This is a genomic window from Aeromonas sp. PrichA-15 (genome assembly GCF_017939245.1).
Lineage (GTDB): Bacteria > Pseudomonadota > Gammaproteobacteria > Enterobacterales > Aeromonadaceae > Aeromonas > Aeromonas caviae.
Genome location: NZ_JAGKRH010000074.1, coordinates 1 through 23534 on the forward strand (window position 1 = coordinate 1; position 23534 = coordinate 23534).

The following is a 23534-nucleotide window of genomic DNA, read 5'->3' on the forward strand; positions in this document are numbered from 1 at the left end:
AGTGCCATAGTCCTTGAGAAACTCAAACAGGCTGTAGCCTTTCTGGAATTGGATTTTGCTTTTGGCCATGATCTCGCACCTCGATAACTGTACGTAAGATCAGTATAGTTCGTGGTAACTGACTGCTAATCATGGGTAATCAGGTAAGTAAAAATTTGGTCATTATCCGAAAACCCATAAATTTTGTTTATACCGACAACCTTGGCTGAGTTGGCGGCCACCAGCAACGCTAACGGGTGCCTGCGGGGCATCGCCCGATCTCTGGCAAACAAGCGGAACAACCCTCACCCGCCCTTGCCGCATATCTTGCAGAAAACGGGGTAACGTTTGGTGCCTCAAGGGGAGTGGCTGCGTATTACCGGGAAATTACCCTGCTGGCGGAGCCGAGCTGTTATCATTTGAGTCAGTCCCCAGCGCCGCCACGCCCCGAGAGGAGAGTCATGGATATACCTGCCGCCCCGTCCCCCGCTATCTGCCAGCTGTGTCAGGAGAAAGCAGATCTCGACTTCGACTTCACCATGGCCTTTCAGCCCATCGTCGATTGCAGCAAGCACACCATCTTCGGCTATGAGGCGCTGGTGCGGGGGCTCAACAACGAGCCGGCGCAGAGCGTGATTGATCGGGTCAACGACGACAACCGCTACCGCTTCGATCAGCTGTGCCGGATCAAGGCCATCGCGCTGGCCGCCCGCCTCGACATGCGGGGCATGCTGAGCATCAACTTCCTGCCCAATGCGGTCTATCGCCCGGAGCGCTGCATCCGCACCACGTTGCAGGCGGCCCGCGAGCATCTCTTTCCCATCGAGCAGATCATGTTCGAGCTGACCGAGGTGGAACAGGTGCAGGACAACCGCCATATTCGCGGCATCGTCGATCACTATCAGGCCCTTGGCTTCAAGACGGCGATCGACGACTTTGGCGCCGGTTACTCGGGCCTGAGCCTGCTGGCCGATTTTCGCCCCGACATCATCAAACTCGATATGCACCTGCTGCGCGGCATCGACCAGGACCCGATCCGTCAGGCCATCGTTCGCCACTGTCTGGCGCTGTTTACGGAGTTGCAGATCACCCCGCTGGCGGAGGGGGTCGAGACCCGCGACGAGATGGCCTGCCTGCGGGAGATGGGCGTCAGCCTGATGCAGGGCTATCTGTTTGCCCGCCCCGGCTTCGAAACCCTGCCCGAGGTGGATTTCGCCAGCCTGTGAGCGCCGCTGGCCATCTCCCTTTGTTGTCGTTCATTCGGGCAAGGCGGGACGGGAGGCGGCCCGGAGGGTATCCACGGGCGGACGGCAGAAAGCGCTGGACCGGGCAACCCCCTGGGCTAGGATAGGACTGTCACCCTTTGCAACCACCGCTCTGACAGGGACACCATGGCGCAGGTTTCAGGATACCGCTTCTTCGCTCTTTCACTGCTCTTGCTGCTGGCCTTCCAGGTATGGGGGGCGCAAGGCGGGGGCAACATCACACTGGTGAGCTCCCTTGAAACCAGGGAGTCCCCCTATGGTCGCTGGCTCGATCTCATCTATCGGGATGCGTTCGCCCGCCTGGGCTATGACTTCCAGTACCAGGGCTACCCCGGGGGACGGGCCCCCCTGCTGGCAGAGCAGGGACAGGTCGATGGCGAGATCCACCGCGCCGCCAGCTACCAGCAGCAGACCCGCACCCTCCAGCGCGTGCCCGAGCCCCATTTCGCCGTCTCCTATCAGGCCTATGCCCACCAGCCCGGGATCCAGTTGCAGGGGTGGCACAGCCTGCAGGGCACCGGTTATCGGGTCGAGTTTCGCCGTGGCGCCAAGCTGCCGGAGATGATGCTGGGCAAGGTGGTGGCACCGGACCGGCTCTTTGCCATCACCACCGCCGAGCAGGGGATGGGCAAGCTGCTCAAGGGGCGCAGTGACCTCTATGTGGAGCAGACCCTGATTGCCAGCCAGGCCCTGGCCGCCCTGACGCGCCAGGACCCGGGCTATGCCGGCATCTACTCCGCCGGGGTGATGGAGCTGGCCGATTCTTACGTCTACCTGCACGAACGGCATCAGGATCTGCTGGCCCCCCTTGCCAGCGTGATCCGGCAAATGAAGCAGGACGGCACGGTGGCGCGCTATCAGCAGCAGGCCATGGCGGCTGAGGGCACCAGCCAACCTTAACGTCCTCTTTTTCCGCACGCCCTCCCGCGCCCTGACCATGCAGGAGACCCGGGGCGATCAATTCTGTCGCAGACTCATGGCCGCAGCGGGCACCCTGTTCGTCAACACCACGTTGACAAAAACGCCCCCTGTATCAGGGAACTCGCCATATAAAACCCCATCGACCTTGTGTTCATCTGGCTTGCGGCCAAAAGGCACCATGTCCGTCTGTGCATACCCCAAATCTTGCAACATCCCCCGCTCCGACCGCCCCATCATTTCGATGGAGTCGCGTCATCGTTCAGGCATATCTTCCCCTCGAGGCCCGTGCCAGGGCCCGATCACAGGAGCAATACATAATGAAAAAAGCAGTAACGGCCGCCTTGCTGGCCATGATGATGGCGGCCTCGGTTCAGGCGGCAGACAAGGTGACCACGGTGCCGGTGCACTTCGCCAAAGGCACGCACAGCGCCAAGGTTGACGGCACCTTCTCCGGTTATGACACCATCAACTACACCCTGGGCGCCAAAGAAGGCCAGACCATGACGGTCGCCATCACCGGCAGCACCAATGCCAACTTCAACGTCTTCGCGCCGGGCGCCATCCCGGGTCAGGCCGAGGCACTGGGCGGCGGCAACGTGGACACAAAATGGCAAGGCACCCTGCCCAAGTCGGGCAAGTACCTGATCCAGGTCTACCAGATGCGCGCCACCGCCCGTAAAGGCGCCAAGGTCCCCCACTCCCTGTCGGTCGGCATTCAGTAACCGACGCCAATATTGCCTGTGTGACAAGCAAGAAGGAGCCCATGAGGCTCCTTCTTTGTCATTGTGTGCTGGCACTGCGACCCGGGTAACGGCTCAGCCATTGTAGGCGGGCAGCAGGTCCACCATGTTGAGCAGGTGGAAGGCGGCGGTCAGCACGCCGAACAGGATCACCAGGACGATCATGAAGAGGCCGCCGGGGGCGCGGAAGCCCTCGCCACCTGCTTCGCGCCGGGCCGCCCGCACCTTCCAGGCCAGCAGGGGCGGGATGATGCAGGTCCACAGGGTCGCCACGGCGCCCGCATAGCCGATGGCCACCAGGAAGCCGAACGGGAACAGCAAGGAGAGCACCAGGGGCGGCAGGAAGGTCACCGCCCAGGACTTGGCGCGGCCACCCCGGCTGTTGTCGAACTTGAACAGATCCGCCAGGTAGTCGAACACCCCGAGCCCCACCCCGATGAAGGAGGAGAGGATGGCCGCCATAGAGAAGGCGTTGAGGGCGCTGGCCACCGCCTTGGACTCGATCACCGAACCGAGAGCCTTGAGCAGAGCATCCACGTTGCCCCCCTCCGCGATCACCGGGCCGAACTCGCTGCGGGGCAGGTTGCCAAAGACGCTCACCAGCCAGATGAGGTAAAACGCGAGCGCGATCAGGGTGCCCCCCAGAATGGCGCGGCTGGCGCGGCGCTCTTCACCGTAGTAGGCGCGCATGGAGGAGACCGAATGGTGGTAGCCGAACGAGGTGAGCGCCACCGGCAGCATCACCAGGGCATAGGGGGCGTAGCTCACTTCGCTGCCCACCCGGTCGAGCAGCAGATCGAGGCGCACGTTCATCGACAGGCCCGAGATGCCGAAGGCAAAGCTCAGCCCCATCAGGATCACCAGCAACACCGAGATGCGGTCCACCGCCCGGGTGGAGTGCCACACCAGCAGGGAGAAGGCCAGGGTAAAGAGCACGGACGCCCACTGGCTGCCCATCCCCGTCATGCCGTCGATGATGAGACCGGCCGAGGTGATGTAGGCATAGAGCAGGATGCCGCCGACGAAATAAACGCTGAGATTGTTGAGGGCGTTGACCTTCTCCCCCAGCAGATCCCGGGTCACGGTATCGAAGGAGACGCGCAGGGGATAGCCCCGATAGGACTCCAGCAGCATCCAGCCGGAGACCGTCATCACCACCATGGTCAGTGCCACCGCGAGCATGGACCAGAGGGTCCAGGCGCCCGCCCCCGCACTCGGCAACCCCAGCATGCCGGCCCCCACACAGACGCCGGCAATGATGCATGCCCCGCCCACCAACGATGGTTTCTGTTCCATTACTCCCCCAAACGGATTGTCGACTGGTCACGGCACACCGCCGTGCTTCTCCTGCGTTCGCCACTGCTGGCGCCGGGGGACTTTACCCTGCATGCCTTCGGGTATCAAATCCGGAGGGGAAATGGGGGGAAACGGGCCGGACCCTGCGCCCCATCCGTGGAATATGTTCGGGATGGGGCCAGGTTCAGCACACCAGGGTCAACCGGTATAGACGGGCAGCAGACCCGCCATGGCCATCAGGTGGAAGATGGCGGTAAGCACCCCGAAGACGATGACGGCCACCACCATGGGCTGGCCGCCGGGGGCCTTGAACCCCGCCTCGTCCGGGGTCAGCTCCCGGGACTTCTTCGCCAGCAGGGCCGGGATGATGCAGGCCCAGACGGTCGCCGCAGCCCCGGCATAGCCGATGGCCACCACGAAGCCGAACGGGAACATCAGGGAGAGCGCCAGGGGGGGCAGGAAGGTCACCGCCCAGGATTTGGCCCGCCCCCGGCGGCTGTTGTCGAACCGGAACAGATCCGCCAGATAGTCGAACACCCCGAGCCCCACCCCGATGAAGGAGGAGAGGATGGCCGCCATGGAGAAGAGGTTGATGGCCTGGGAGACCTGCCTGGACTCGATCACCGAGGCCAGCGCCCCAAGCAGCACATCCACGTCGCCCCCCTTGGCGATGACGGGGCCGAAGGCGGGACGAGGCAGGTTGCCGAAGATGCTGAGCAACCACAGCAGATAGAGCGCCAGGGCGATCAGGGTCCCCCCCAGGATCGCCTGCCTGGCTTTCTGCTCCTCACCGTAATAGGCGCGCATCGAGGCGACCGAATGGTGGTAGCCAAACGAGGTGAGCGCCACCGGCAACATGGCCAGGACGTAAGGGGCGCGGCCCAGCTCCTCGGCAAAGGAGTTGAACAGCTTGGCGGTGTCGACCTTGCTGGCAAGCCCGGAGACCCCGAACATGAAGCTCAGCACCATAAAGACGATCAGGACGACCGAAATCCTGTCCACCGCCCGGGTCGAATGCCAGACAAACCAGGAGAACACCAGCACAAACAACACCGAGGCCAGCTGGCTATTGATGCCCAGCAGGCCGCCCAGGATGAGACCCGACGAGGTGATGTAGGCATAGAGCAAAATGCCGCCCACGAAATAGACGGTGAGGTTGTTGAAGAGATTGATCCTGTGACCGAGCAGATCCTTGGTCACCGAGTTGAAGGAGGCAGTCAATGCGTAGGGTTTCAGGGCTTCCAGCAGCATCCAGCCTGAAACCGTCATGATGACCATGGTGAGAATGATGGCGAGGGTTGACCAGCTGGTCCAGGCCCCGGCTCCCGCGCTCGGCAGCCCCAGCATGCCGGCACCGACACAGACGCTGGCAATGATGCAGGCCCCTCCGATGACGGACGGTGTTGATGTCATGTGTGTCACTCCAAATCTTTCACAGAGCAGTGAAAAAAAGGGCACAGAAAAATCTGTGCCCCTGACTCGTTATGCTTCTATCAATTTTTTCTGCGTCTTGCCGGCTGACGGGTCGTTATGCTCGACCTCTTTCAGTCTGGCGGTGAAGTGCCGCAGCACGGCCGGCTCGTAAATGAAGTCCAGCCCCTTCACCCGGTGGGCGTTCTTCTTCACCTCGCCGAAGGCCTCGATGACAAAGTCCATGTGGGTCTGGGTATAGGTGGCACGGGGGATGGTCAGGCGCAGCAGCTCCGCCGGGCAGGGGTGCTGCTTGCCGGTGGCGGGGTCGCGCCCCAGCAGCAGGGAACCTATCTCCACCGCGCGGATGCCGGCGACCTTGTAGAGCTCGCAGGCCAGGGCGTGGGCCGGGAACTGATCCGCCGGGATGTGGGGCAGCAGCTTGCCCGCATCCACGAAGGCCGCATGGCCCCCCGCCTGCTGGCACACCACGCCGATGGCCTCCAGCCCGTCAACCAGGTACTGCACCTGGCCGATGCGATAGGCCAGCCAGTCCTGGCGCATGCCGTCCCGCAGGCCCACCGCCAGGCGCTCCATGGCGCCCCCTTCCAGGCCGCCATAGGTCGGGAAGCCCTCCTGCACCACGCACAGGGTGCGGCACTCGGTGTAGACGTCCAGCATGCTGTCATCCTTGAAGCACAGCAGCCCCCCCATCTGCACCATGGCATCCTTCTTCGCCGACATGGCGAGGCCGTCGGCGTACTTGTAGGACTCTCTGGTGATCTCCTCGATGGTCCAGTTCGCGTAGCCGGGCTCCCGCTGCTGGATGAAGTAGGCGTTCTCGGCGAAGCGGGCGGAGTCCATGATGACCGGGATGTCGTACTTTCTGGCGATCTCGTACACCGCCTTCAGGTTGGCAATGGAGACCGGCTGCCCCCCGGCGGAGTTGCAGGTGATGGTGCTGACGATGTAGGGCACATTGGCGGGGCCCGCCTCCAGGATGGCCTCTTCCAGCTTCACCAGATCGAAGTTTCCTTTGAAGTCGGCGGTGACCGAGGTATCGAACGCCTCCCTGGTGTAGACGTTCTTCGCCATGCAGCAGTTGATCTGGGTGTGGCCCTGGGTGGTGTCGAAGAAGTAGTTGGAGAGGGCCACCATCTTCTTGCGATCCAGCCCCTTCTCCTGCTCCCGCTTCTTGATGAGCACGGGGATGTAAATCTGCTCGGCGCCGCGCCCCTGATGAGTGGGGATGGTCAGGGAGTAGCCGAAGATCTCCTGCACCGCCTGTTGCAGGGCATAGTAGCTGCGGCTGCCGCTGTAGGCCTCGTCACCGCGCAGCATGGCGGCCTGCATGTCCTGAGTGATGGCGCCGGTGCCGCTGTCGGTCAGCAGGTCGATGAAGACGTCTTCGCTGTCCAGCAGGAAGGGGTTCATGCCAGCCCGGACAATGGCCTCTTCCCGATAGGCACGGGTGGTGCGCTTGACCGGCTCGATGACACGAATACGGAAGGGTTCGGGCAGATGCTTGAAGTTTTCCATAATATAAACACCCCAGATTTAAATATTCAAAATGAGTCTCTTCCCGCGCCGAAAATAGAATGTCCGGCAGATGGGAAATATTTTGAAATGGGTGCACGACATCGCCTCGCCAGAATAAACAGGCGAAGATAGGTGCAGCTATTTCAGTTCAGGAATGGAGGCGGGCTCGTGGCATGGCAGGCATGCCGCGCCGCCGCGGGGAATTACAGCGGGAAGAAGAACGCGATCTTATGGTCCAGGGTAAACCACTTGGGATAGCTGACCTTGATATTCATGTTGTTGCTCATCCAATTGATATTAACAACGCCAAATAACAGCACCCATTATGGTGGGGAGCGCTATATGATCAATTGCAATATGAGCAAAGTGGGATGGCGCTAACAATTTGGCGGGGGATTTTTATACAGCTTTTATCGCCAATCCGAAAGATCCCCCCATCATCCACCTTTTGCCCTTTCCCCCCTCAGTGGCTCAGCCAGGGCAGCCGCTGCAACAACTCGTAGCGGTCAGGGATCGGTGTCTGGCTGACCCAGAGATCCAGCAAGCCGTAAGCGAGCAGCGGCAACACCAGCAGCAACAGACAGAGCAGCCCCAGCAGTTGGCGGGGGGCGAGTCGCTGCCCTTGCGTGCCAAGATGCAGGGCATCGGCCCGCTTGGGGCAGGCGGCCACGCAGCTCTGGCAGCTGGTGCACTCGAGACTGCGCACCGCGATGAGCTGGTGTACCTGGATGCGCGAGGGGCAGGCCCGGCTGCACTTGTCGCAGTCGTGGCCCGCGCTTCGCAGGCAGCGGGCCGGGTCACGGCGAATGCGCAGCGGGGTCAGCAGGCCGAGCAGGGCCATCCAGGCGCCATAGGGACAGAGGTAGCGACAGAACCCTTGCCGGAAGGTGGCGGTGAGCAGCAGCACCCAGCCAAGGCACAGGCCCGAGATCAGGGTCAGGTTGAAGAAGAAGGCCCCCATCTTCATGTCCGCCGCCTGATGGTAGGGGCTGGCAAGGTAGCCGGGCAGGGCGGCGGCGGGTACCGCCAGCAATATGATGAAGAGCAGAAAACCGAGCACCAGAAACTTCTGGCCGCGCAACACGGCATCGAGCCAGAGCGGCGGGGTCCACTCCCCCGGCAACAGGCGCGAGCGCAGGCCGTGCAGCCACTCCCCCACCAGCCCGAGCGGGCAGAACCAGGCACAAAACGCCCGACCCAGCAGCAGGGCCGACAGGGAGAGCACCAGCACGGTGACGGTGGCCGCCGGGTGGTGGGGGTCCGTCAGCCCCTGCCCGAGCCAGGCCCGCAGCCCGAGACCACCTGCGATGGGCAGGAAACCGTCCACCACGTCGGGGCGCACCAGCCAGGGGGTCATCCCCAGCCCCAACTGTCCGATATGAACAACATATTGAACCGCCACCAACACCCAACACAGCAGCAATAGCTGCCTGGTGGCCGTTCTGAGACGTTGACTGTCTATGTGGGCCAGCATGAGTAGGGGGCGATAGCGCAGCCAGAGCGCCAGGGTCGTGGCCACCAGCCCCAGTGCGAGCCAGAGTACCGAATCCGCCACCAGCAGCCAGAGCGCGGCGGCCAACAGCAGAGAGAGCGTCCAGCCCCAACCGCTGCGGCCCTGCCACAACAACAGAACCAGATAGACCAGACCCGAGGTCATGGTCAGGGCTTCCAACAGGCTCATGCTTCCCTCACAGTGCTCATCCGAATCGAGGGGGCAGGATAACCAACATCTGAGTTGATGATTTTGATCTGCATGGGCAGAGGGGGCATTTGCCCGCTCCGCCCCCTCAGCCTTAAACCCCGTTATTTGCGGCTGTGGAACAGCGGCTGGTCGGATTCGGCCTGCTCGGCCCAGAGGTGGATGTTGAAGCGGGCATCCTCCGACAGCTCAACCCTGTGCCAGTACTGGGGCGGGCTGGTGGCAAACTCCCCGGCCCGGATCACCAGGCTCACCTCGGGCTCCTCGGCATGTTCGTCGGCAAAGCCGTGATAGGTGACGGTTCCCTCCATCACGCAGAGCTGGCCGAACACCCCGGCCGCGGTGTTGTGGTGGGTGAGCAGGGCCTGGGGCACGTTCTGGCGGGTGAAAAAGGGGGTGGAACGGCGTACCACCCAGTGAGACGGGATCAGTTGCATGGCCATATCGGTTCTCCTCGAGTGGCCTGGTCAGCCCGGCCTTCGGCTATTAATGGTTCAACGGGGCAGCTGACGCAGCAGCGGGAAGGCGGCGCTCATCTGGTCGCCCCCCACCACGAAGCCGCACAGCTTGCCATCTTCGCCGTGCGCCTCGGCCACCATGCCGTGGCTGTTCCAGCGGCACTGCCAGGCGAGATCTTCACCCCGGGTACGACCCGCCAGTTGCAGCGGGTAGCGCGGCGTCTTCACCTTCACCAGCATGGGCGGCAGGGCCAGCGGGGTCGGTGTGCCGAGCAGGGTGCGCGCCAGCGCATTGGCCCCCAGCACTATGGGTTGCAGGAAGGGGAGCAGCTGACCTTGCCACTGCACGCAATCCCCCAGGGCGAAGATGTGGGGATCGCTGGTCTGCAGCCGATCATCGACCAGGATGCCGCGCTCCACTGCCAGCCCGGCCCCACGGGCCAGGGCCAGATTCGGCCGCAGGCCGATCGCGGCGATCACCAGATCCTGCTCGCTGATGCGCCCATCGGTCAGGGTGACGCGCCAGCCATCCCCCGGCTGGGCATCTATCCTGGCGAGACCCGTCCCGAACTGCAGGCTGACCCCCTGGCTGCGCAGGGCCTGTTGCAGCGGCTCGGTCAGGGCGGCGGGCAGCAGGGCGCTTAAGGGGCTGTCGGCCAGATCCACCAGCGTCACCTCTTTTCCTGCGCTCGCCATGTCCATCGCCAGCTCGCAGCCGATGAGCCCCGCCCCCAGCACCAGGATGCGGCGGGCCTGGCGCAGTTGCGCCTCGATGGCGGCGTACTCCTGCTGGCTGTTGAGGGTGACCAGGTGTTCGCTGCCCGGCAGATCGGGGCGCACCGCGCTCGCCCCGGTGGCCAGCACCAGCTTGCCGTAGGGGAATTCCCCCTGCTCGGTCAGCACCAACCGCCGGGCAGGGTCGATGCCATGCACCGGGCAGTGGGGCAGCAGCGCGATGCGCTGCTGCTCGGCAAAATCGCTGCCGCTCTGACGGGTCATGGCTGCGGCAGGGCAGCCCCGACTCACCACGTGGCTCAAGTCGGGCTTGTTGTACTCATCGCCGCTGTCGGCGGTGATGAGGCGGATGGGCTGCTCGGCGTTAAGCTTGCGCAGGCTCTTGACCAGTTGCTGGGCAGCGAAGCCGCTGCCGATCACCACTATCTCCCGGCTGATGCCGGCGTCACTCTGCGTTGCTGCGCTCATACACAGGCCTCCACGGCGCAGGGTTCAAATACCTCCTTGCCGATGCCGCAGCCGGGGCAGAGGAAACTGTCCGGCACCTGGGCCCAGGGGGTGCCCGGCGCCACCAGCTGATCCGGCTCGCCCTGGGCCGGGTCATAGACCCACTGGCAGACCGTGCAGAGCATGGCCTGGTCGTCATCCCATTCGGCGGCGGCCGCTGCGGCTTGCGGCTCAACAGCAGGCATCGCGGGGACGGGCGTCACGGTTGTCTGGGTTGTGGTGATCGGGCGGGGTGCGTCCAGCGGGTGCAACGCCCACTGACGGGCGAGCTGGCGACCATGCTCGCGGCATTCAGCCAGCGCCGAGCCATCCGGCCGCCACTTGGCCTTGAGAGAGATGCTGATGTCAAAGCCTGCGTCCATCAATCGGGTCTGGATCCGGTCCACCGCGCCACCGGTCCAGCCGTAACTGCCGAAGGCCGAGGCGCGCTTGTTGCGAAAACGCAGGCCGGTGATCTCTTCGAGCATGCCCGCCACCTTGGGCATCATGACGTTGTTCATGGTGGAGGAGCCCACCAGTATCCCCTTGGAGCGGAACACCTGGGTCAGGATCTCGTTCTTGTCGTGGCGGGCCACGTTGTAGATCTTCACCGCCACGCCGGGGTCCACCTCGTGGATGCCCTGGGCGATGGCGTCGGCCATCATGCGAGTGTTGTTGGACATGGAGTCGTAGAAGAGGGTGATGCGGTCTTCCTGATAGTGGTCGGCCCACTCCAGGTATTTCAGGATGATCTGGGTGGGGTCCTCGCGCCAGACGATGCCGTGGGAGGTGGCCACCATGCTCACCGGCAGGTTGAAGCCGAGCACTTCCTTGATCTTGGCGGTCACCAGGGGGCTGAAGGGGGTGAGGATGTTGGCGTAGTAGCGCTGGCACTGCTCCATCAGCTCGCTCTGATCCACCTCGTCGTTGAACAGGTGCTCGTCGCAGTAGTGCTGGCCGAAGGCGTCGTTGGAGAAGAGCACCGCATCCTCGGTCATGTAGGTCATCATGCTGTCGGGCCAGTGCAGCATGGGGGTCTCGATGAATACCAGCTGCTTGCCGTTGCCGATGTCCAGGCTGTCACCTGTCTTGACCGGGTGGAAGTTCCACTCCGGGTGGTGATGATGGCCGGTGATGGAATCGATGGCGTTGTGGGTGCAGTAGATGGGGGTGCCGGGGATACGGGCCATCAGCTCGGTCAGGGCGCCGGCGTGATCCTCCTCGGCGTGGTTGATCACCACGTAGTCGATGGCGGCGAGATCGATCTCGGCCGCCAGGTTCTGCACGAACTCCCGGCTGAACTTGTGATCGACGGTGTCGATCAGCACGTTTTTCCCTTCGCGGATGAGGTAGCTGTTGTAGCTGGTGCCCTTGTGGGTCTTGTACTCGGTGCCGTGGAAGTCGCGTACCTCCCAGTCCCGTTGGCCGACCCAGTGGATGTTGTTCTTGACGTGAATGCTCATCAGGCAGTTCCTCGGATGCAATAGTGTATGTTCGACTAAACCAGCTATTGCAGCGGACGTGCCAACCTGTAACTCATTGTTTTTAATGGTTTCTCATATCAACCATTGTCATTAAGACACCACACATTTATAGTCATAATCACAAATATACTGTCATTTGGACAATTATCGTGATCTCGACCGACAGCCTGGCACGCATCGCCCTCGACCTGCAACTCGGCATCTCCCATCAGGACCGCTTCCACCGTCTGATCCAGAGCGTGCGCAGCCTGCTGAAATCGGATGCCTCGGCCCTGCTGCGCTACGAGGGGGGCCAGTTCATCCCGCTGGCCATCGACGGCCTGATGCAGGACGTGCTGGGGCGCCGCTTCGCCCTCAAGGATCACCCGCGCCTCGAGGCCATCGCCCGCGCCGGGGATGTGGTGCGCTTCCCTGCCGACAGCGCCCTGCCCGACCCCTATGACGGCCTGCTGCCGGATCACGACGACTTCAAGGTGCACGCCTGCGTCGGCCTGCCGCTCTTCTCGGATCAGGCGCTGATCGGCGCCCTGACCATAGACGGCATGAACCCGGCCCAGTTCGACGGCATCAGCGACGAGGAGCTGCGTCTGGTGGGGGCCCTGGCCGCCGCCGCCCTCGACAACGCCCTGCTGCTGGAGCGGCTCGCCCGCCAGAGCAGCGAGCCCCTGGTCCCCGGCACCCGGCCCGGCCCTGAGCAGCCGGAGATGATAGGCCACTCCCCCGCCATGGCCCGGTTGCGCCACGAGATAGACGTGGTGGCAAGCTCGGAGCTGAACGTGCTGATTTTGGGGGAGACGGGGGTCGGCAAGGAGCTGATCGCCAAGGCGGTGCATGGCGGTTCCCAGCGTGCCAAGGCCCCGCTGGTCTACCTCAACTGCGCCGCCCTGCCCGAATCCGTGGCCGAGAGCGAGCTGTTCGGTCACGTGAAGGGGGCCTTCACCGGCGCCATCCACAATCGGGCGGGCAAGTTCGAGCTCGCGGACAAGGGCACCCTGTTTCTCGACGAGATAGGGGAGCTCTCCCTGGCGCTGCAGGCCAAGCTGCTGCGGGTGCTGCAATACGGCGATCTGCAGCGGATCGGTGACGACACCCCGCTCAAGGTGAATGTGCGTATCCTGGCGGCCACCAACCGGGATCTGAAGCAGGCGGTGGTCGAGGGGCAGTTTCGGGCCGACCTCTACCACCGGCTGAGCGTCTTCCCGATCCACGCCCCGGCACTGCGGGAACGCCCAGGCGACATTCCCCTGCTGGCCGGTTACTTTTGCGAGCGCTGCCGGCTCGGCCTGGGGCTGGAGCGGCTGCGTATCCAGCCACAAGCGCTGCAACTGCTCGAGCGCCACGACTGGCCCGGCAACGTGCGGGAGCTGGAGCACGCCATCCACCGCGCCGCCGTGCTGGCCAGGGCCGAACAGGGGAGCCCCTCGCCGACCCTGGAACCCCACCACTTCAACCTGGGACCGACGGGCTCATCCCTGCCCGCCGACACCGTCAGCCAGCCCGCCTCCCCGGCCATTGCCGACCTTGGCCTTCGCGCCGCCACCGATCTGTTCCAGCGCCAGCTCATCGAGCAGACCCTGACGGCCCATGACGGCAACTGGGCCGCCACCGCCCGGGCGCTGGATCTGGACGGCGGCAACCTGCACCGCCTCGCCAGGCGGCTCGGCCTCAAGGCCTGACGCCCCCAGATTCGAGAGGGGCCCAAAAACAGAAACCCCCTCGCTGGCGAGGGGGTTTCTTGTTCATGGCACCCGTGGCGCCGTCAGCGCAGGGACTTGACCGAGCGGCGGACAATGAGCTCGGGCTGCACCGTCATGGACTCCACTTCCAGCTCCTTGTTGCGGATCCGGCTCACCAGTTGTTGCACCGCCAGCAGACCGAGCTCGGCCTTGGGGTGGCGGATGGTGGTGAGCGGCGGGCTGGAGAAGCGCGCCATCTCCACATCGTCATAGCCGATCATGGAGATATCGTCCGGCACCTTGACCCCGGCCTCCCAGGCGGCGCAGATGGCACCGATGGCCATGGGATCGTCGAAGGCAAAGACCGCGGTCGGGCGAGGGGTGAGGGCCAGGATGCGCTGCATGGCATCGAAGCCGCTCTGGCTCTCGTAGTCCCCTTCGAAGATCTGCTCTTCTTTCAGGGTCATCCCCTGTTCAGCCAGGGCATCGCGCACCCCGTCCAGCCGTTGCTGGGTGGTCGGCTTGGCGAGATGGCCGGTGATGCAGACGATGTTGGTGTGGCCCTGCTCCAGCAGATGGCGCACCGCCAGACGCGCGCCGATGCGGGCGTTGTCGTTGATCACGTTGGCGAAATCGCACTCGTTGCCCCAGTCCAGCACCACTTGCGGCACGTTTTTGTGGATACGCAGCATGTCCCTGAACTGGGTGTCGATATCGGTCCCCAGCACCAGCAGACCGTCGACCCGCTTCTCCATCAGCATGCGCAGATAGTGCTGCTGGCGGGGCGGCTGGTTCTCGGTGTTGCACAGGATCAGGCTGTAACCCTGCTCGAAGCAGTAGGCTTCCACCCCCTGTACCACTTCCGCGAAGAAGGGGTTGGCACTGGTGGTCACCAGCACGCCAATGGTCTTGGTCGAATTGATCTTGAGACTGCGCGCCACCGAGTTGGGCGCGTAGTTCAGCTCTGCCACCGCCTCAAGCACTTTCTGGGTTGCGTCTTCGCTGACCCGACGGGTGTGATTGAGTACATGTGAGACGGTGGAGATGGATACGCCTGCGCGCGAGGCGACATCCTTGATAGTTGCCATCTCTGTCTCCTGAATAACAAAGGCGGAACAGTAGCAGATTTCCCGAATAAAGGCTTGGTTTTAACGGGCGCTGCCAGTGAATTATCAATGCTGGCTAATCTATGCGGTCATTTCTTTTTGCGCAAACGGATTTTGGTCAAAATGAGAGCGGACGCAGAATGAAATATCGTCAGTTTTTTACTCTGGGAATTGTCACCATGACAATTTGTTATCTGTATGTTGCACCACCTTGACGACATTAAACTCCAGTAAACAGCAATAAACTGCGTGTTAGTTTCACAAAACCCCTCTCACACCTGCTCCGGTTAGTATCTTTAACATCTTGTTATTGCCCGGCGAGGAATGATAGAACCTTATCTATCGCCGGGCTGGCGGGACACAGGCTCGGAATGACGTGCATAAAATGAAACAATTCACTGATTAAGGGACGAATCAATGCATAACTTCAGCAAAATGGCAGTCAGAGCAGCGGTTTCTTTGGCTCTGTTTGGATCAGTTTCCATGGCCAATGCGGCCGATACCATCAAGATCGGCATCGCCGGCCCCCTGACCGGCCCGGTCGCCCAGTACGGTGACATGCAGTTCACCGGCGGCAAGATGGCGGTCGAGCAGATCAACAAGGCGGGCGGCATCAAGGGCAAGCAGATCGAAGCCGTCATCTATGATGATGCCTGCGATCCCAAGCAGGCCGTGGCCATCGCCAACAAGGTAATCAACGACGGCGTCAAGTTCGTGGTCGGCCACCTCTGCTCCGACAACACCCTGCCCGCCTCCGACATCTATGAAGATGAAGGGGTCCTGATGGTCACCCCCGCCTCCACCAACCCCAAGATCACCGAGCGCGGTTACCAGCTGACCCTGCGTACCATCGGTCTGGACAGCGACCAGGGCCCGACCGCCGCCAAGTACATCATCGAGCAGGTCAAACCCCAGCGCGTGGCCGTCATCCACGACAAGAAACAGTACGGTGAAGGCATCGCCTCCAGCGTGAAAGCCGCGCTGGACAAGGCCGGCGTCAAGGTCGTTGCCTATGAGGGCATCACCGCCGGCGACAAGGACTTCTCCGCCCTGATCGCCAAGCTGCAAAAAGAGAACGTCGACTTCGTCTACTACGGCGGCTACCACCCGGAGCTGGGTCTGATCCTGCGCCAGGCTGGCGAGAAGGGTCTGAAGGCCAAGTTCATGGGTCCGGAAGGCGTGGGCAACAAGGACATCTCCGCCATCGGCGGCCCGGCTTCCGAAGGCCTGCTGGTGACCCTGCCGAACAAATATGACCTGGTGCCGGCCAACGCCCCCATCGTAGAAGCGTTCAAGGCCAAGGGTCAGGACTCCTCCGGTCCGTTCGTCTGGACCACCTACGCCGCCATGCAGGCCCTGGCGGCCGGTATCGCCAAGGCGGGCGAGGATGATCCGGCTGCCGTCGCTGCCGCCATCAAGGCCGCACCGATCGACACCGTGATGGGCCCCCTGACCTGGGCACCGAACGGTGACCTGAAAGGCTTCGAGTTCGGTGTGTTCCAGTGGCACGCCGACGGTACCTCCACTCAACTCAAATAATCTGCCGGTCGGGGTGACGTGAGTCACCCCTCCTTTCTTTGCGGGCAAGTACACAGGGAACGCGGTATGTCCGAACACCTTCTTTATCTGGTTCAGCAGTTGCTGAACGGATTGACCATAGGCAGCACCTATGCGTTGATCGCCATCGGCTACACCATGGTCTACGGCATCATCGGCATGATCAACTTCGCCCACGGCGAGGTCTACATGATCGGCTCCTATGTCGCCTTCATGGTGATGGCCGGGCTCATGATGATGGGCATCGACAGCACCGTGCTGCTGCTGGGGGGCGCCTTCCTGGTCAGCATCATCATCACCGGCAGCTATGGCTGGTCCATAGAGCGGGTGGCTTATCGTCCGCTGCGGGGCGGCAACCGCCTGATCCCCCTCATCTCCGCCATCGGCATGTCGATCTTCCTGCAGAACATGATGCGGATGGCCCAGGGCTCGCGTGACATCGCCATGCCCACTCTGATCTCCGGGGGCTGGACCCTCGGCGGCGAGGATGGCTTCCAGGCCAGCCTCTCCTACATGCAGCTCATCATCTTCGTGGTGACCTTCGTCACCATGCTGGCGTTGACCCAGTTCATCGGCCGCTCCCGCATGGGGCGTGCCTGCCGAGCCTGTTCCGAAGACATCAAGATGGCCAACCTGTTAGGGATAGACACCCACGTGGTCATCTCCATCACCTTCGTGCTGGGGGCCGCCCTGGCCGCCGTCGCGGGGGTGCTGCTCGGCATGTACTACGGTGTCATCAACCCCTATCTCGGCTTCATGGCGGGCTTGAAGGCCTTCACCGCCGCGGTATTGGGCGGCATCGGCAGCATTCCCGGTGCCGTACTGGGCGGCCTGCTGCTCGGCGTGGTGGAAGCGCTCACCGCGGGCTATCTCAGCACCGAGTACAAGGATGTGATGGCGTTCGCCCTGCTCATCTTCGTGTTGCTCTTCATGCCCACCGGCATCCTGGGTCGTCCGGAGGTCGAGAAGGTATGAAAAACCAATCTATGCATGCCCTCGTGCTGCTGTTCATGACCATCACTGGCATTCTCGGCCGTCCGGAAGTGGAGAAAGTCTGATGAAACGTCAATTTATCCATGCCTGCATCGCCAGCCTGGTGCTGCTGGTGCTCTCCTTCTGGCTGCTCGGCTTCAAGCTGGAGACCGATGGCTCCCGCCTGCTGGTGGTGAGCCGCCTCGATGTGTCGCTGGCCTGGCTGCTGGGGGGCGCCACCATCGTTTTCTGGTTCCAGATGCTGCGCGGCCAGATAAGCCGGCTGTTCCAGGCCTCCATCAGCGGCTTCTCCGTCGGCTTCACCAAGCTGGTGCTGCCAAGCCCCGAAGAGGCCCCCAAGCTCTATAACCTCACCGCCGTGCTGGTGCTGCTGTTTGCGGTGAGCTGGCCCTTCATGGCCTCTCGCGGCGCCATCGATCTGGCCACCCTCACCCTGATTTACATCATGCTGGGGCTGGGACTGAACGTGGTGGTGGGCCTCGCCGGTCTGCTCGACCTCGGCTATGTCGGCTTCTATGCGGTCGGCGCCTACAGCTACGCCCTGCTCAACACCTACTTCGGTCTGAGCTTCTGGGAGTGTCTGCCCATCGCAGGTCTGCTGGCGGCCACCTTCGGCTTCCTGCTCGGGTTCCCGGTGCTGCGGCTGCGGGGGGACTACCTGGCCATCGTCACCCTGGGCTTTGGCGAGATCATCCGCATCCTGCTCAACAACATGACCACCCTGACCGGCGGTCCGAACGGGATCTCCGGCATTCCGAAACCGACCCTGGGGGGGCTCGAGTTCAACCGCACCGTCAAGGATGGGGGCTTTGGCACCTTCCACGACTTCTTCGGCATCGCCTACAACGCCAACCACAAGGTGATCTTCCTCTACCTGATGGCCCTGGTGCTGGTAGTGGCGACCCTGTTCGTCATCAACCGCCTGCTGCGCATGCCGCTCGGCCGTGCCTGGGAGGCGCTGCGGGAAGACGAGATCGCTTGCAAGTCCCTGGGGCTCAACCCCACCATCATCAAGCTGACCGCCTTCACCATAGGCGCCTGCTTCGCGGGCTTTGCCGGCAGCTTCTTCGCCTCCCGCCAGGGCTTCATCAGCCCGGAATCCTTCGTCTTTATCGAGTCGGCCATCGTCCTTGCGATTGTGGTGCTGGGAGGCATGGGATCCCAGATCGGGGTGGTGCTGGCGGCCATCGTGATGACGGTGCTGCCGGAGCTCGCCCGCGAGTTCAACGAATATCGCATGCTGATGTTCGGTCTCTTGATGGTATTCATGATGATCTGGCGGCCGCAGGGACTGCTGCCCATGAGTCGACCCCATATGGAGCTGCGTAAATGAGCAACAATCAACCATTGTTGGATGTCTCAGATCTGTCGATGCGCTTTGGTGGCCTGCTCGCAGTCAACGGCGTCAAGCTGGATGTGGAAAAGGGGGAGGTGATCTCCATCATCGGCCCCAACGGGGCGGGCAAGACCACCATCTTCAACTGCCTGACCGGCTTCTATCGCCCGAGTGGCGGTGTCATTCGCTACAAGGGTGAGGAGATCCAGGGGTTGCCCGGCCACCTCATCGCCCGCAAGGGCATTGTGCGGACTTTCCAGCACGTGCGCCTGTTCAAGGAGATGACTGCGGTGGAAAACCTGCTGGTGGCCCAGCACAGGCATCTCAATACCGGCTTCATCGCCGGCCTGTTCAAGACCCCCTCTTTCCGCCGTGCCGAGAAAGAGGGGCTGGAGCAGTCCGCCTTCTGGCTGGAAAAGGTGGGCCTCAAGGATCTCGCCAACCGCGCCGCGGGCAACCTGGCTTACGGCCAGCAGCGCCGCCTCGAGATCGCCCGCTGCATGGCGACCCGGCCCGAACTGCTGATGCTCGATGAACCGGCCGCAGGCCTCAACCCCAAGGAGACCGACGAGCTCAACGAGCTCATCTCCAACCTGAGGGACGAGTTCGGGGTCTCGGTGCTGCTGATCGAGCACGACATGAAGCTGGTGATGGAGATCTCCAACCGCATCTTCGTGGTCAACCAGGGCACCCCGCTGGCCCACGGCAAACCGGACGAAATCCGCAGCAATCCGGCGGTGATCAAGGCCTATCTGGGCGAGTCGTAAGGACAAAAAGATGTTAGAACTTCGCAACGTATCGACCCACTACGGCAAGATCCAGGCGCTGCACGACGTCAGCGTCGAGGTAAAAGAGGGGGAAATCGTCACCCTGATCGGCGCCAACGGCGCCGGCAAGACCACCTTGCTGATGACACTGTGCGGCGAACCCAAGCCCAGCAGCGGCAGCATCTGGTTCGAGGGGGAGCAGATAGACTCTCTCACCACCGCCCGCATCATGCGCAAAGACATCGCCGTGGTGCCGGAGGGGCGCCGCATCTTCGCCCGCCTCACGGTGGAGGAGAACCTGCTGATGGGGGCCTTCTTCGTCGACAAGGCGGAGCAGCGCGGCCTGCTGGATCAGATTTTTACCCTGTTCCCCCGCCTGCACGAGCGGCTGGAGCAGCGGGCAGGCACCATGTCCGGCGGCGAGCAGCAGATGCTGGCCATCGGCCGCGCCCTGATGAGCAAGCCGCGCCTGCTGCTGCTGGATGAACCCTCCCTCGGATTGGCGCCCATCGTCATCCAGCAGATCTTCGACACCATAGAGCAACTGCGCCAGAAGGGGATGACCATCTTCCTGGTGGAGCAGAACGCGAACCAGGCGCTCAAGCTGGCGGATCGCGGCTATGTGCTGGAGAACGGCCGGGTGGTGCTGCAAGACACGGGAGAAGCCCTGCTGGCCAACCCCGCCGTCCGCCAGGCCTATCTCGGCGGCTGAGGATGCAGCAACCATCGTCACCCTTCCCCTGCCGCGCTCCCCGAGCCCGGCAGGGGAACAGCCCCCCGCCGAGGAGCACATTGTGAGCCGTGCGCGGGCGACGCAGGATCAGCACCACTTCTGGCACGATCCCGCCCTGCCCTTCATCGAGGCGCGGGCGGTGCAGGATGGCCGGCGCGTCTGCTATGACAAGCACAGCCACCCCCACTTATCCATCGGTGCCATCACCGGCGGCCACAGCCACTACCTCAACCAGCGCAGCCTGCAAGAGGTCGGCCGCGGCAGCCTGGTGCTGATGAACCCGGAAGAGGTGCATGCCTGCAATCCCGTCGCTGACCAGCCCTGGTCCTATCTGATGTTCTACATCGACAACCTCTGGTTGCAGCGCCAGCAGGAGGAGGCCGGGCTCGGCAACGCGTTTCGCCCCTTCGACATGACCGCAAGCCGGGATCCCCTGCTCTACCAGGGGCTCTGCCGGCTTCACCGGCAACTGGTAGAGGAGCCGGATCCCCTGGCTCGCGAAGTGGCCTGCCACCTCTTCAGCCGCCAGCTTCTGGCCAGGCTCACCCCGGCCAAGTGGGATGACCGCCCTCCCCGCACCTGCAGCGAGCCGCCGAGCTGATGCAGGACGAGAGTGCCTGCGCCCTCACCCTGGCGCAGCTGAGTGCGGTGGCCGGGCTTACCCCTTCCCACTTCGTGCGCGCCTTCAGCCGCCACTACGGCATGACGCCCCACGCCTACCTGCTCGATCAGCGCATTCGCCACGCCCGCACCCTGCTGCGCCAGGGGCAGCCCCTGGCGGAAGTGGCCCTTGCCAGCGGTTTTGCCGATCAGGCCCACTTCCAGCGCCAGTTCAAACGCCGGGTGGCCGCCACCCCGGGCCAGTACAGAGCGCAGCTCGTCCCTCAGGACGAGCGCACCAGATAGGCGGCGCTGAGCAGCAGCAAGAGCGCCATGGCCCGATTGAACCAGCGCAACCGGCGAGGAGAGACCAGCCACCCCTGCAATCGGCTGCCCGCATAGGCCCAGCAGGCGATGGAGCCGAGGCAGATCACCAGATAGATGCCGGTAAAGAAAGCGATCTGGCTCATGCCGCCCGCGATCCCATAGGCTCCCATCCCCATGCTGGCGGCGAGCCAGGCCTTGGGATTGAGCCACTGCATCAAGGCCCCGTACCAGAAGGCGGGGGGCACACCCTCTACTTCCTTCACCTCGCCGCTGTCCACCAGCAACTGCCAGGCCATCCAGCCGAGAAAGAGCACGCCGCCCCAGTGAATGGCCCCCAGCGCCACAGGCCAGCGGGACAGGGCGCCGCCAAGACCCAGCCCCATCAGCAGGAGCAGCAGGATGAAGCCGAGGGTGGCCCCCACCACGTGGCGCAGGCTGGCCGTGAAACCGTACCGGGCGCCGGTGCCAAGGGCGACCAGATTCACCGGCCCCGGGGAGATGGACATGGCCAGGGCAAACCCGGCCATGGATAACAGCAGACTGAATTCCATGGATGATGCTCGTTCAATTGAGGGAAGCCCGAGCCTACCCGGCCCGGGCGGCACGATATTGAAGAAAATTGCGATCCCCTCGATGCCGCCTCCATTGCACACTTAGCGCAAACCGCCGCTTGCGGTAAACTGCCCTTCAACCTTCCATTTTCAGGACATCTCAATGGACCAGTTTGCCCATATCAGCGCCCATGATGCCCACCAGAAGCTGAGCGCAGGCGAAGCCCGTCTCGTGGACATTCGCGATCCCCAATCCTTCGAGACGGCCCACGCGGTCGGCGCCTTCCACCTCACCAACGGCACCCTGGTTCGCTTTATGAACGAGGTGGACTTCGATACCCCCGTCATCGTGATGTGCTATCACGGCAACAGCAGCCAGGGGGCGGCCCAGTACCTGCTGCAACAAGGCTATGACGAGGTCTATAGCCTGGATGGCGGTTTCGAGGCCTGGCGCAGGGAGTTCCCCATCCAGGCGGGGGACGCATGACAGAGGCGGGTCGCACCTCCTCGACCGGCATGATCCAGCTGCTGGTGCTGGGTGACGCCCGCATGGCCCAGGCGCTGGTGGATTATCTCGCCACCCTGGGCATTCCGTGCGAGCTGACCCAGTCCGAGCTCGGCGTCTCGGTCTGGCTGGCGGACGAACGGCGCCTCGCCCAGGCCCAGCAGGAGGTCAAACGCTTCCTGAGCGAACCCAATCATCCCCGCTACATGGAGGCCTCCTGGCAATCCGGCCATGCCGATGCCCGGATCGACTACAGCAAGGGGATGACGGATCCGGTCACCGATTTCCTCCACCAGGCGGGCCCTCTGACCCTGGTGGTTATCATCGCCTGCCTGGCCATCTACGCTCTGGATGCCATCGGCCTACCCATCTTCGACGAGCTCGCCTTCCATCCCACCCTGGCCCAGTTCACCGACTGGCAGGCCTGGCGCTACGTCACCCCGGCCTTCATCCACTTCTCGGTGCTGCACCTGGTGTTCAACCTGTTGTGGTGGTGGTATCTCGGTGGCCAGATAGAGCAACGCCTCGGCAGCGGCAAGCTGTTCATCCTGCTCATCATCGGGGCGGCCCTGCCCAATATCGCCGAGTTCTTTGTCAGCGGCCCGCGCTTTGGCGGCCTCTCCGGGGTGGTCTATGCCCTGCTCGGCTACAGCTGGCTGCGAACCAGGCTGCAACCGGATTGCGGCCTCGCCATGCCGCCAGCCCTGATGGGCTTCATGCTGGTCTGGCTGGTGCTCGGCTTCCTGGACATGCTCGGTACCCCCACCGCCAACATGGCCCATTTGGTCGGCCTGCTGGTCGGTCTTGCCCAAGGCTGGCTGGACAGGCACCACAGGCCGGGGTGAGGCCTGGTTGCCGGCAACGGCTCGGCAACCAAAGCGACCACCAACATGGCTCACCTGGCGGGTCTGCTGGTCGGCCTTGCCCAAGGCTGGCTGGACAGGCGCCACAGGCCGGGGTGAGGCCTGGTTGTCGGCAACTGCTCGGCAACCATAGCGACCGCCAACATGGCTCACCTGGCGGGCCTGCTCGGCCTTGCCCAGGGCTGGCTGGACAGACACCACAGGCCGGGGTGAGGCCTGGTTGCCGGAAACTGCTCGGTAACCAAAGCGACCACCAACATGGCTCACCTGGCAGGCCTGCTGATCGGCCTTGCCCAGGGCTGGCTGGACAGGCACCACAGGCCAGCCTGAGCCGATTTGCCATAAAAAAACGCCGCCCCAAGGGGCGCAATGCTGATCAGTTAAGGATCCATTGACCGATCCTTCTGCTGTAGGACAATCCGGAACCAATCACTGGTTCCGGATTTTTTATGTCTATTGCAAACGATCTGAACGATGTTGTTGAGGCATCTGGCGACATGCTGGCTCG

21 protein-coding genes and 1 pseudogene are annotated in these 23534 nt (G+C 63.1%); 12 read left to right on the top strand and 10 right to left on the bottom strand.

Annotated features, from left to right (window positions below; translation table 11 throughout):
- Positions 1 to 440 precede the first annotated feature (440 nt).
- Together J9889_RS11695 and J9889_RS11700 are read left to right on the top strand one after the other, a co-directional pair.
- Positions 441 to 1205 (top strand): EAL domain-containing protein, encoded by a 765-nt coding sequence (locus tag J9889_RS11695; RefSeq protein WP_202041452.1) that lies wholly within the window; start codon positions 441 to 443, stop codon positions 1203 to 1205.
- A 165-nt stretch (positions 1206 to 1370) separates the two neighbouring features.
- Positions 1371 to 2144 (top strand): hypothetical protein, encoded by a 774-nt coding sequence (locus J9889_RS11700; protein ID WP_202041451.1) that lies wholly within the window; start codon positions 1371 to 1373, stop codon positions 2142 to 2144.
- A gap of 57 nt (positions 2145 to 2201) precedes the next feature.
- Here J9889_RS11700 and J9889_RS11705 read toward each other — a convergent pair whose 3' ends face one another.
- Positions 2202 to 2378: a hypothetical protein gene (locus J9889_RS11705; RefSeq protein ID WP_154676073.1), complete on the bottom strand. Its 177-nt coding sequence runs from the start codon at positions 2376 to 2378 to the stop codon at positions 2202 to 2204.
- 104 nt (positions 2379 to 2482) lie between these two features.
- Here J9889_RS11705 and J9889_RS11710 point away from each other — a divergent pair, with 104 nt between their 5' ends.
- Positions 2483 to 2887, top strand: coding sequence for a g-type lysozyme inhibitor (locus J9889_RS11710; protein WP_128272387.1), 405 nt, complete (start codon positions 2483 to 2485; stop codon positions 2885 to 2887).
- Between the two features lie 93 nt (positions 2888 to 2980).
- Here the strand turns inward: J9889_RS11710 and J9889_RS11715 are convergent, their stop codons facing one another.
- The 7 genes from J9889_RS11715 to norV form a co-directional block, all read right to left on the bottom strand.
- The gene (locus J9889_RS11715; protein WP_210556759.1) at positions 2981 to 4201 is read right to left on the bottom strand and encodes an aromatic amino acid transporter; all 1221 of its coding nucleotides are present in this window, start codon (positions 4199 to 4201) and stop codon (positions 2981 to 2983) included.
- Between the two features lie 198 nt (positions 4202 to 4399).
- Positions 4400 to 5614, bottom strand: coding sequence for an aromatic amino acid transporter (locus J9889_RS11720; protein WP_210556761.1), 1215 nt, complete (start codon positions 5612 to 5614; stop codon positions 4400 to 4402).
- Between the two features lie 69 nt (positions 5615 to 5683).
- Positions 5684 to 7150, bottom strand: a complete 1467-nt coding sequence (gene tnaA / locus J9889_RS11725) for a tryptophanase (RefSeq protein ID WP_210556763.1) — start codon at positions 7148 to 7150, stop codon at positions 5684 to 5686.
- Positions 7151 to 7613: 463 nt separating this feature from the next.
- Positions 7614 to 8831, bottom strand: coding sequence for a 4Fe-4S binding protein (locus tag J9889_RS11735; RefSeq protein WP_210556765.1), 1218 nt, complete (start codon positions 8829 to 8831; stop codon positions 7614 to 7616).
- Positions 8832 to 8953: 122 nt separating this feature from the next.
- Complete coding sequence (locus J9889_RS11740) at positions 8954 to 9292, bottom strand: DUF1971 domain-containing protein (RefSeq protein ID WP_210556767.1); 339 nt, start codon at positions 9290 to 9292, stop codon at positions 8954 to 8956.
- 51 nt (positions 9293 to 9343) lie between these two features.
- Positions 9344 to 10510 (bottom strand): NADH:flavorubredoxin reductase NorW, encoded by a 1167-nt coding sequence (norW, locus tag J9889_RS11745; protein WP_143238238.1) that lies wholly within the window; start codon positions 10508 to 10510, stop codon positions 9344 to 9346.
- A complete protein-coding gene (gene norV, locus J9889_RS11750; protein WP_210556768.1) occupies positions 10507 to 11991 on the bottom strand; it encodes an anaerobic nitric oxide reductase flavorubredoxin in 1485 nt (494 codons plus the stop codon). The genes norW and norV overlap by 4 nt, the downstream gene beginning before the upstream one ends.
- Positions 11992 to 12161: 170 nt before the next feature.
- On the opposite strand from norV, the gene norR reads away from it, so the two are divergent.
- The gene (gene norR, locus J9889_RS11755) at positions 12162 to 13688 is read left to right on the top strand and encodes a nitric oxide reductase transcriptional regulator NorR (RefSeq protein WP_171865792.1); all 1527 of its coding nucleotides are present in this window, start codon (positions 12162 to 12164) and stop codon (positions 13686 to 13688) included.
- 83 nt (positions 13689 to 13771) lie between these two features.
- Here norR and J9889_RS11760 read toward each other — a convergent pair whose 3' ends face one another.
- Positions 13772 to 14776, bottom strand: coding sequence for a substrate-binding domain-containing protein (locus tag J9889_RS11760; RefSeq protein ID WP_210556770.1), 1005 nt, complete (start codon positions 14774 to 14776; stop codon positions 13772 to 13774).
- 435 nt (positions 14777 to 15211) lie between these two features.
- Here J9889_RS11760 and J9889_RS11765 point away from each other — a divergent pair, with 435 nt between their 5' ends.
- From J9889_RS11765 to J9889_RS11790, 6 genes and pseudogenes are all read left to right on the top strand, one after another.
- Positions 15212 to 16333: a branched-chain amino acid ABC transporter substrate-binding protein gene (locus tag J9889_RS11765; RefSeq protein ID WP_039041003.1), complete on the top strand. Its 1122-nt coding sequence runs from the start codon at positions 15212 to 15214 to the stop codon at positions 16331 to 16333.
- A 66-nt stretch (positions 16334 to 16399) separates the two neighbouring features.
- Positions 16400 to 17326 carry a high-affinity branched-chain amino acid ABC transporter permease LivH gene (gene livH, locus J9889_RS11770; protein ID WP_010672383.1) on the top strand — a complete coding sequence of 309 codons (927 nt, stop codon included), beginning with the start codon at positions 16400 to 16402 and terminating at the stop codon, positions 17324 to 17326.
- An 82-nt stretch (positions 17327 to 17408) separates the two neighbouring features.
- A complete protein-coding gene (locus J9889_RS11775) occupies positions 17409 to 18677 on the top strand; it encodes a high-affinity branched-chain amino acid ABC transporter permease LivM (RefSeq protein WP_039041002.1) in 1269 nt (422 codons plus the stop codon).
- On the top strand, positions 18674 to 19447 hold the full coding sequence (gene livG, locus J9889_RS11780) for a high-affinity branched-chain amino acid ABC transporter ATP-binding protein LivG (protein ID WP_010672381.1): 774 nt from the start codon (positions 18674 to 18676) through the stop codon (positions 19445 to 19447). The genes J9889_RS11775 and livG overlap by 4 nt, the downstream gene beginning before the upstream one ends.
- A 10-nt stretch (positions 19448 to 19457) precedes the next feature.
- On the top strand, positions 19458 to 20159 hold the full coding sequence (locus J9889_RS11785; RefSeq protein ID WP_010672380.1) for an ATP-binding cassette domain-containing protein: 702 nt from the start codon (positions 19458 to 19460) through the stop codon (positions 20157 to 20159).
- Positions 20160 to 20241: 82 nt separating this feature from the next.
- A pseudogene (locus tag J9889_RS11790) lies at positions 20242 to 21086 on the top strand (AraC family transcriptional regulator).
- Here the strand turns inward: J9889_RS11790 and J9889_RS11795 are convergent.
- The gene (locus J9889_RS11795; protein ID WP_232092720.1) at positions 21065 to 21658 is read right to left on the bottom strand and encodes a LysE family translocator; all 594 of its coding nucleotides are present in this window, start codon (positions 21656 to 21658) and stop codon (positions 21065 to 21067) included. The pseudogene J9889_RS11790 and the gene J9889_RS11795 overlap by 22 nt on opposite strands.
- A 163-nt stretch (positions 21659 to 21821) precedes the next feature.
- Here J9889_RS11795 and glpE point away from each other — a divergent pair, with 163 nt between their 5' ends.
- Positions 21822 to 22145, top strand: coding sequence for a thiosulfate sulfurtransferase GlpE (glpE, locus tag J9889_RS11800; protein WP_005307320.1), 324 nt, complete (start codon positions 21822 to 21824; stop codon positions 22143 to 22145).
- 29 nt (positions 22146 to 22174) lie between these two features.
- The gene (glpG, locus tag J9889_RS11805) at positions 22175 to 23008 is read left to right on the top strand and encodes a rhomboid family intramembrane serine protease GlpG (protein ID WP_210556771.1); all 834 of its coding nucleotides are present in this window, start codon (positions 22175 to 22177) and stop codon (positions 23006 to 23008) included.
- The last annotated feature ends 526 nt before the right edge of the window (positions 23009 to 23534 follow it).

What these genes read in the sequence shown, in the direction of transcription:
- J9889_RS11695 (WP_202041452.1), top strand. Translation starts at nt 441, where the DNA reads ATGGATATACCTGCCGCCCCGTCCCCCGCTATCTGCCAGCTGTGTCAG.
- J9889_RS11700 (WP_202041451.1), top strand. Translation starts at nt 1,371, where the DNA reads ATGGCGCAGGTTTCAGGATACCGCTTCTTCGCTCTTTCACTGCTCTTG.
- J9889_RS11705 (WP_154676073.1), bottom strand. Translation starts at nt 2,378, where the DNA reads ATGTTGCAAGATTTGGGGTATGCACAGACGGACATGGTGCCTTTTGGC.
- J9889_RS11710 (WP_128272387.1), top strand. Translation starts at nt 2,483, where the DNA reads ATGAAAAAAGCAGTAACGGCCGCCTTGCTGGCCATGATGATGGCGGCC.
- J9889_RS11715 (WP_210556759.1), bottom strand. Translation starts at nt 4,201, where the DNA reads ATGGAACAGAAACCATCGTTGGTGGGCGGGGCATGCATCATTGCCGGC.
- J9889_RS11720 (WP_210556761.1), bottom strand. Translation starts at nt 5,614, where the DNA reads ATGACATCAACACCGTCCGTCATCGGAGGGGCCTGCATCATTGCCAGC.
- tnaA (WP_210556763.1), bottom strand. Translation starts at nt 7,150, where the DNA reads ATGGAAAACTTCAAGCATCTGCCCGAACCCTTCCGTATTCGTGTCATC.
- J9889_RS11735 (WP_210556765.1), bottom strand. Translation starts at nt 8,831, where the DNA reads ATGAGCCTGTTGGAAGCCCTGACCATGACCTCGGGTCTGGTCTATCTG.
- J9889_RS11740 (WP_210556767.1), bottom strand. Translation starts at nt 9,292, where the DNA reads ATGGCCATGCAACTGATCCCGTCTCACTGGGTGGTACGCCGTTCCACC.
- norW (WP_143238238.1), bottom strand. Translation starts at nt 10,510, where the DNA reads ATGAGCGCAGCAACGCAGAGTGACGCCGGCATCAGCCGGGAGATAGTG.
- norV (WP_210556768.1), bottom strand. Translation starts at nt 11,991, where the DNA reads ATGAGCATTCACGTCAAGAACAACATCCACTGGGTCGGCCAACGGGAC.
- J9889_RS11760 (WP_210556770.1), bottom strand. Translation starts at nt 14,776, where the DNA reads ATGGCAACTATCAAGGATGTCGCCTCGCGCGCAGGCGTATCCATCTCC.
- J9889_RS11765 (WP_039041003.1), top strand. Translation starts at nt 15,212, where the DNA reads ATGCATAACTTCAGCAAAATGGCAGTCAGAGCAGCGGTTTCTTTGGCT.
- livH (WP_010672383.1), top strand. Translation starts at nt 16,400, where the DNA reads ATGTCCGAACACCTTCTTTATCTGGTTCAGCAGTTGCTGAACGGATTG.
- J9889_RS11775 (WP_039041002.1), top strand. Translation starts at nt 17,409, where the DNA reads ATGAAACGTCAATTTATCCATGCCTGCATCGCCAGCCTGGTGCTGCTG.
- livG (WP_010672381.1), top strand. Translation starts at nt 18,674, where the DNA reads ATGAGCAACAATCAACCATTGTTGGATGTCTCAGATCTGTCGATGCGC.
- J9889_RS11785 (WP_010672380.1), top strand. Translation starts at nt 19,458, where the DNA reads ATGTTAGAACTTCGCAACGTATCGACCCACTACGGCAAGATCCAGGCG.
- J9889_RS11795 (WP_232092720.1), bottom strand. Translation starts at nt 21,658, where the DNA reads ATGGAATTCAGTCTGCTGTTATCCATGGCCGGGTTTGCCCTGGCCATG.
- glpE (WP_005307320.1), top strand. Translation starts at nt 21,822, where the DNA reads ATGGACCAGTTTGCCCATATCAGCGCCCATGATGCCCACCAGAAGCTG.
- glpG (WP_210556771.1), top strand. Translation starts at nt 22,175, where the DNA reads ATGATCCAGCTGCTGGTGCTGGGTGACGCCCGCATGGCCCAGGCGCTG.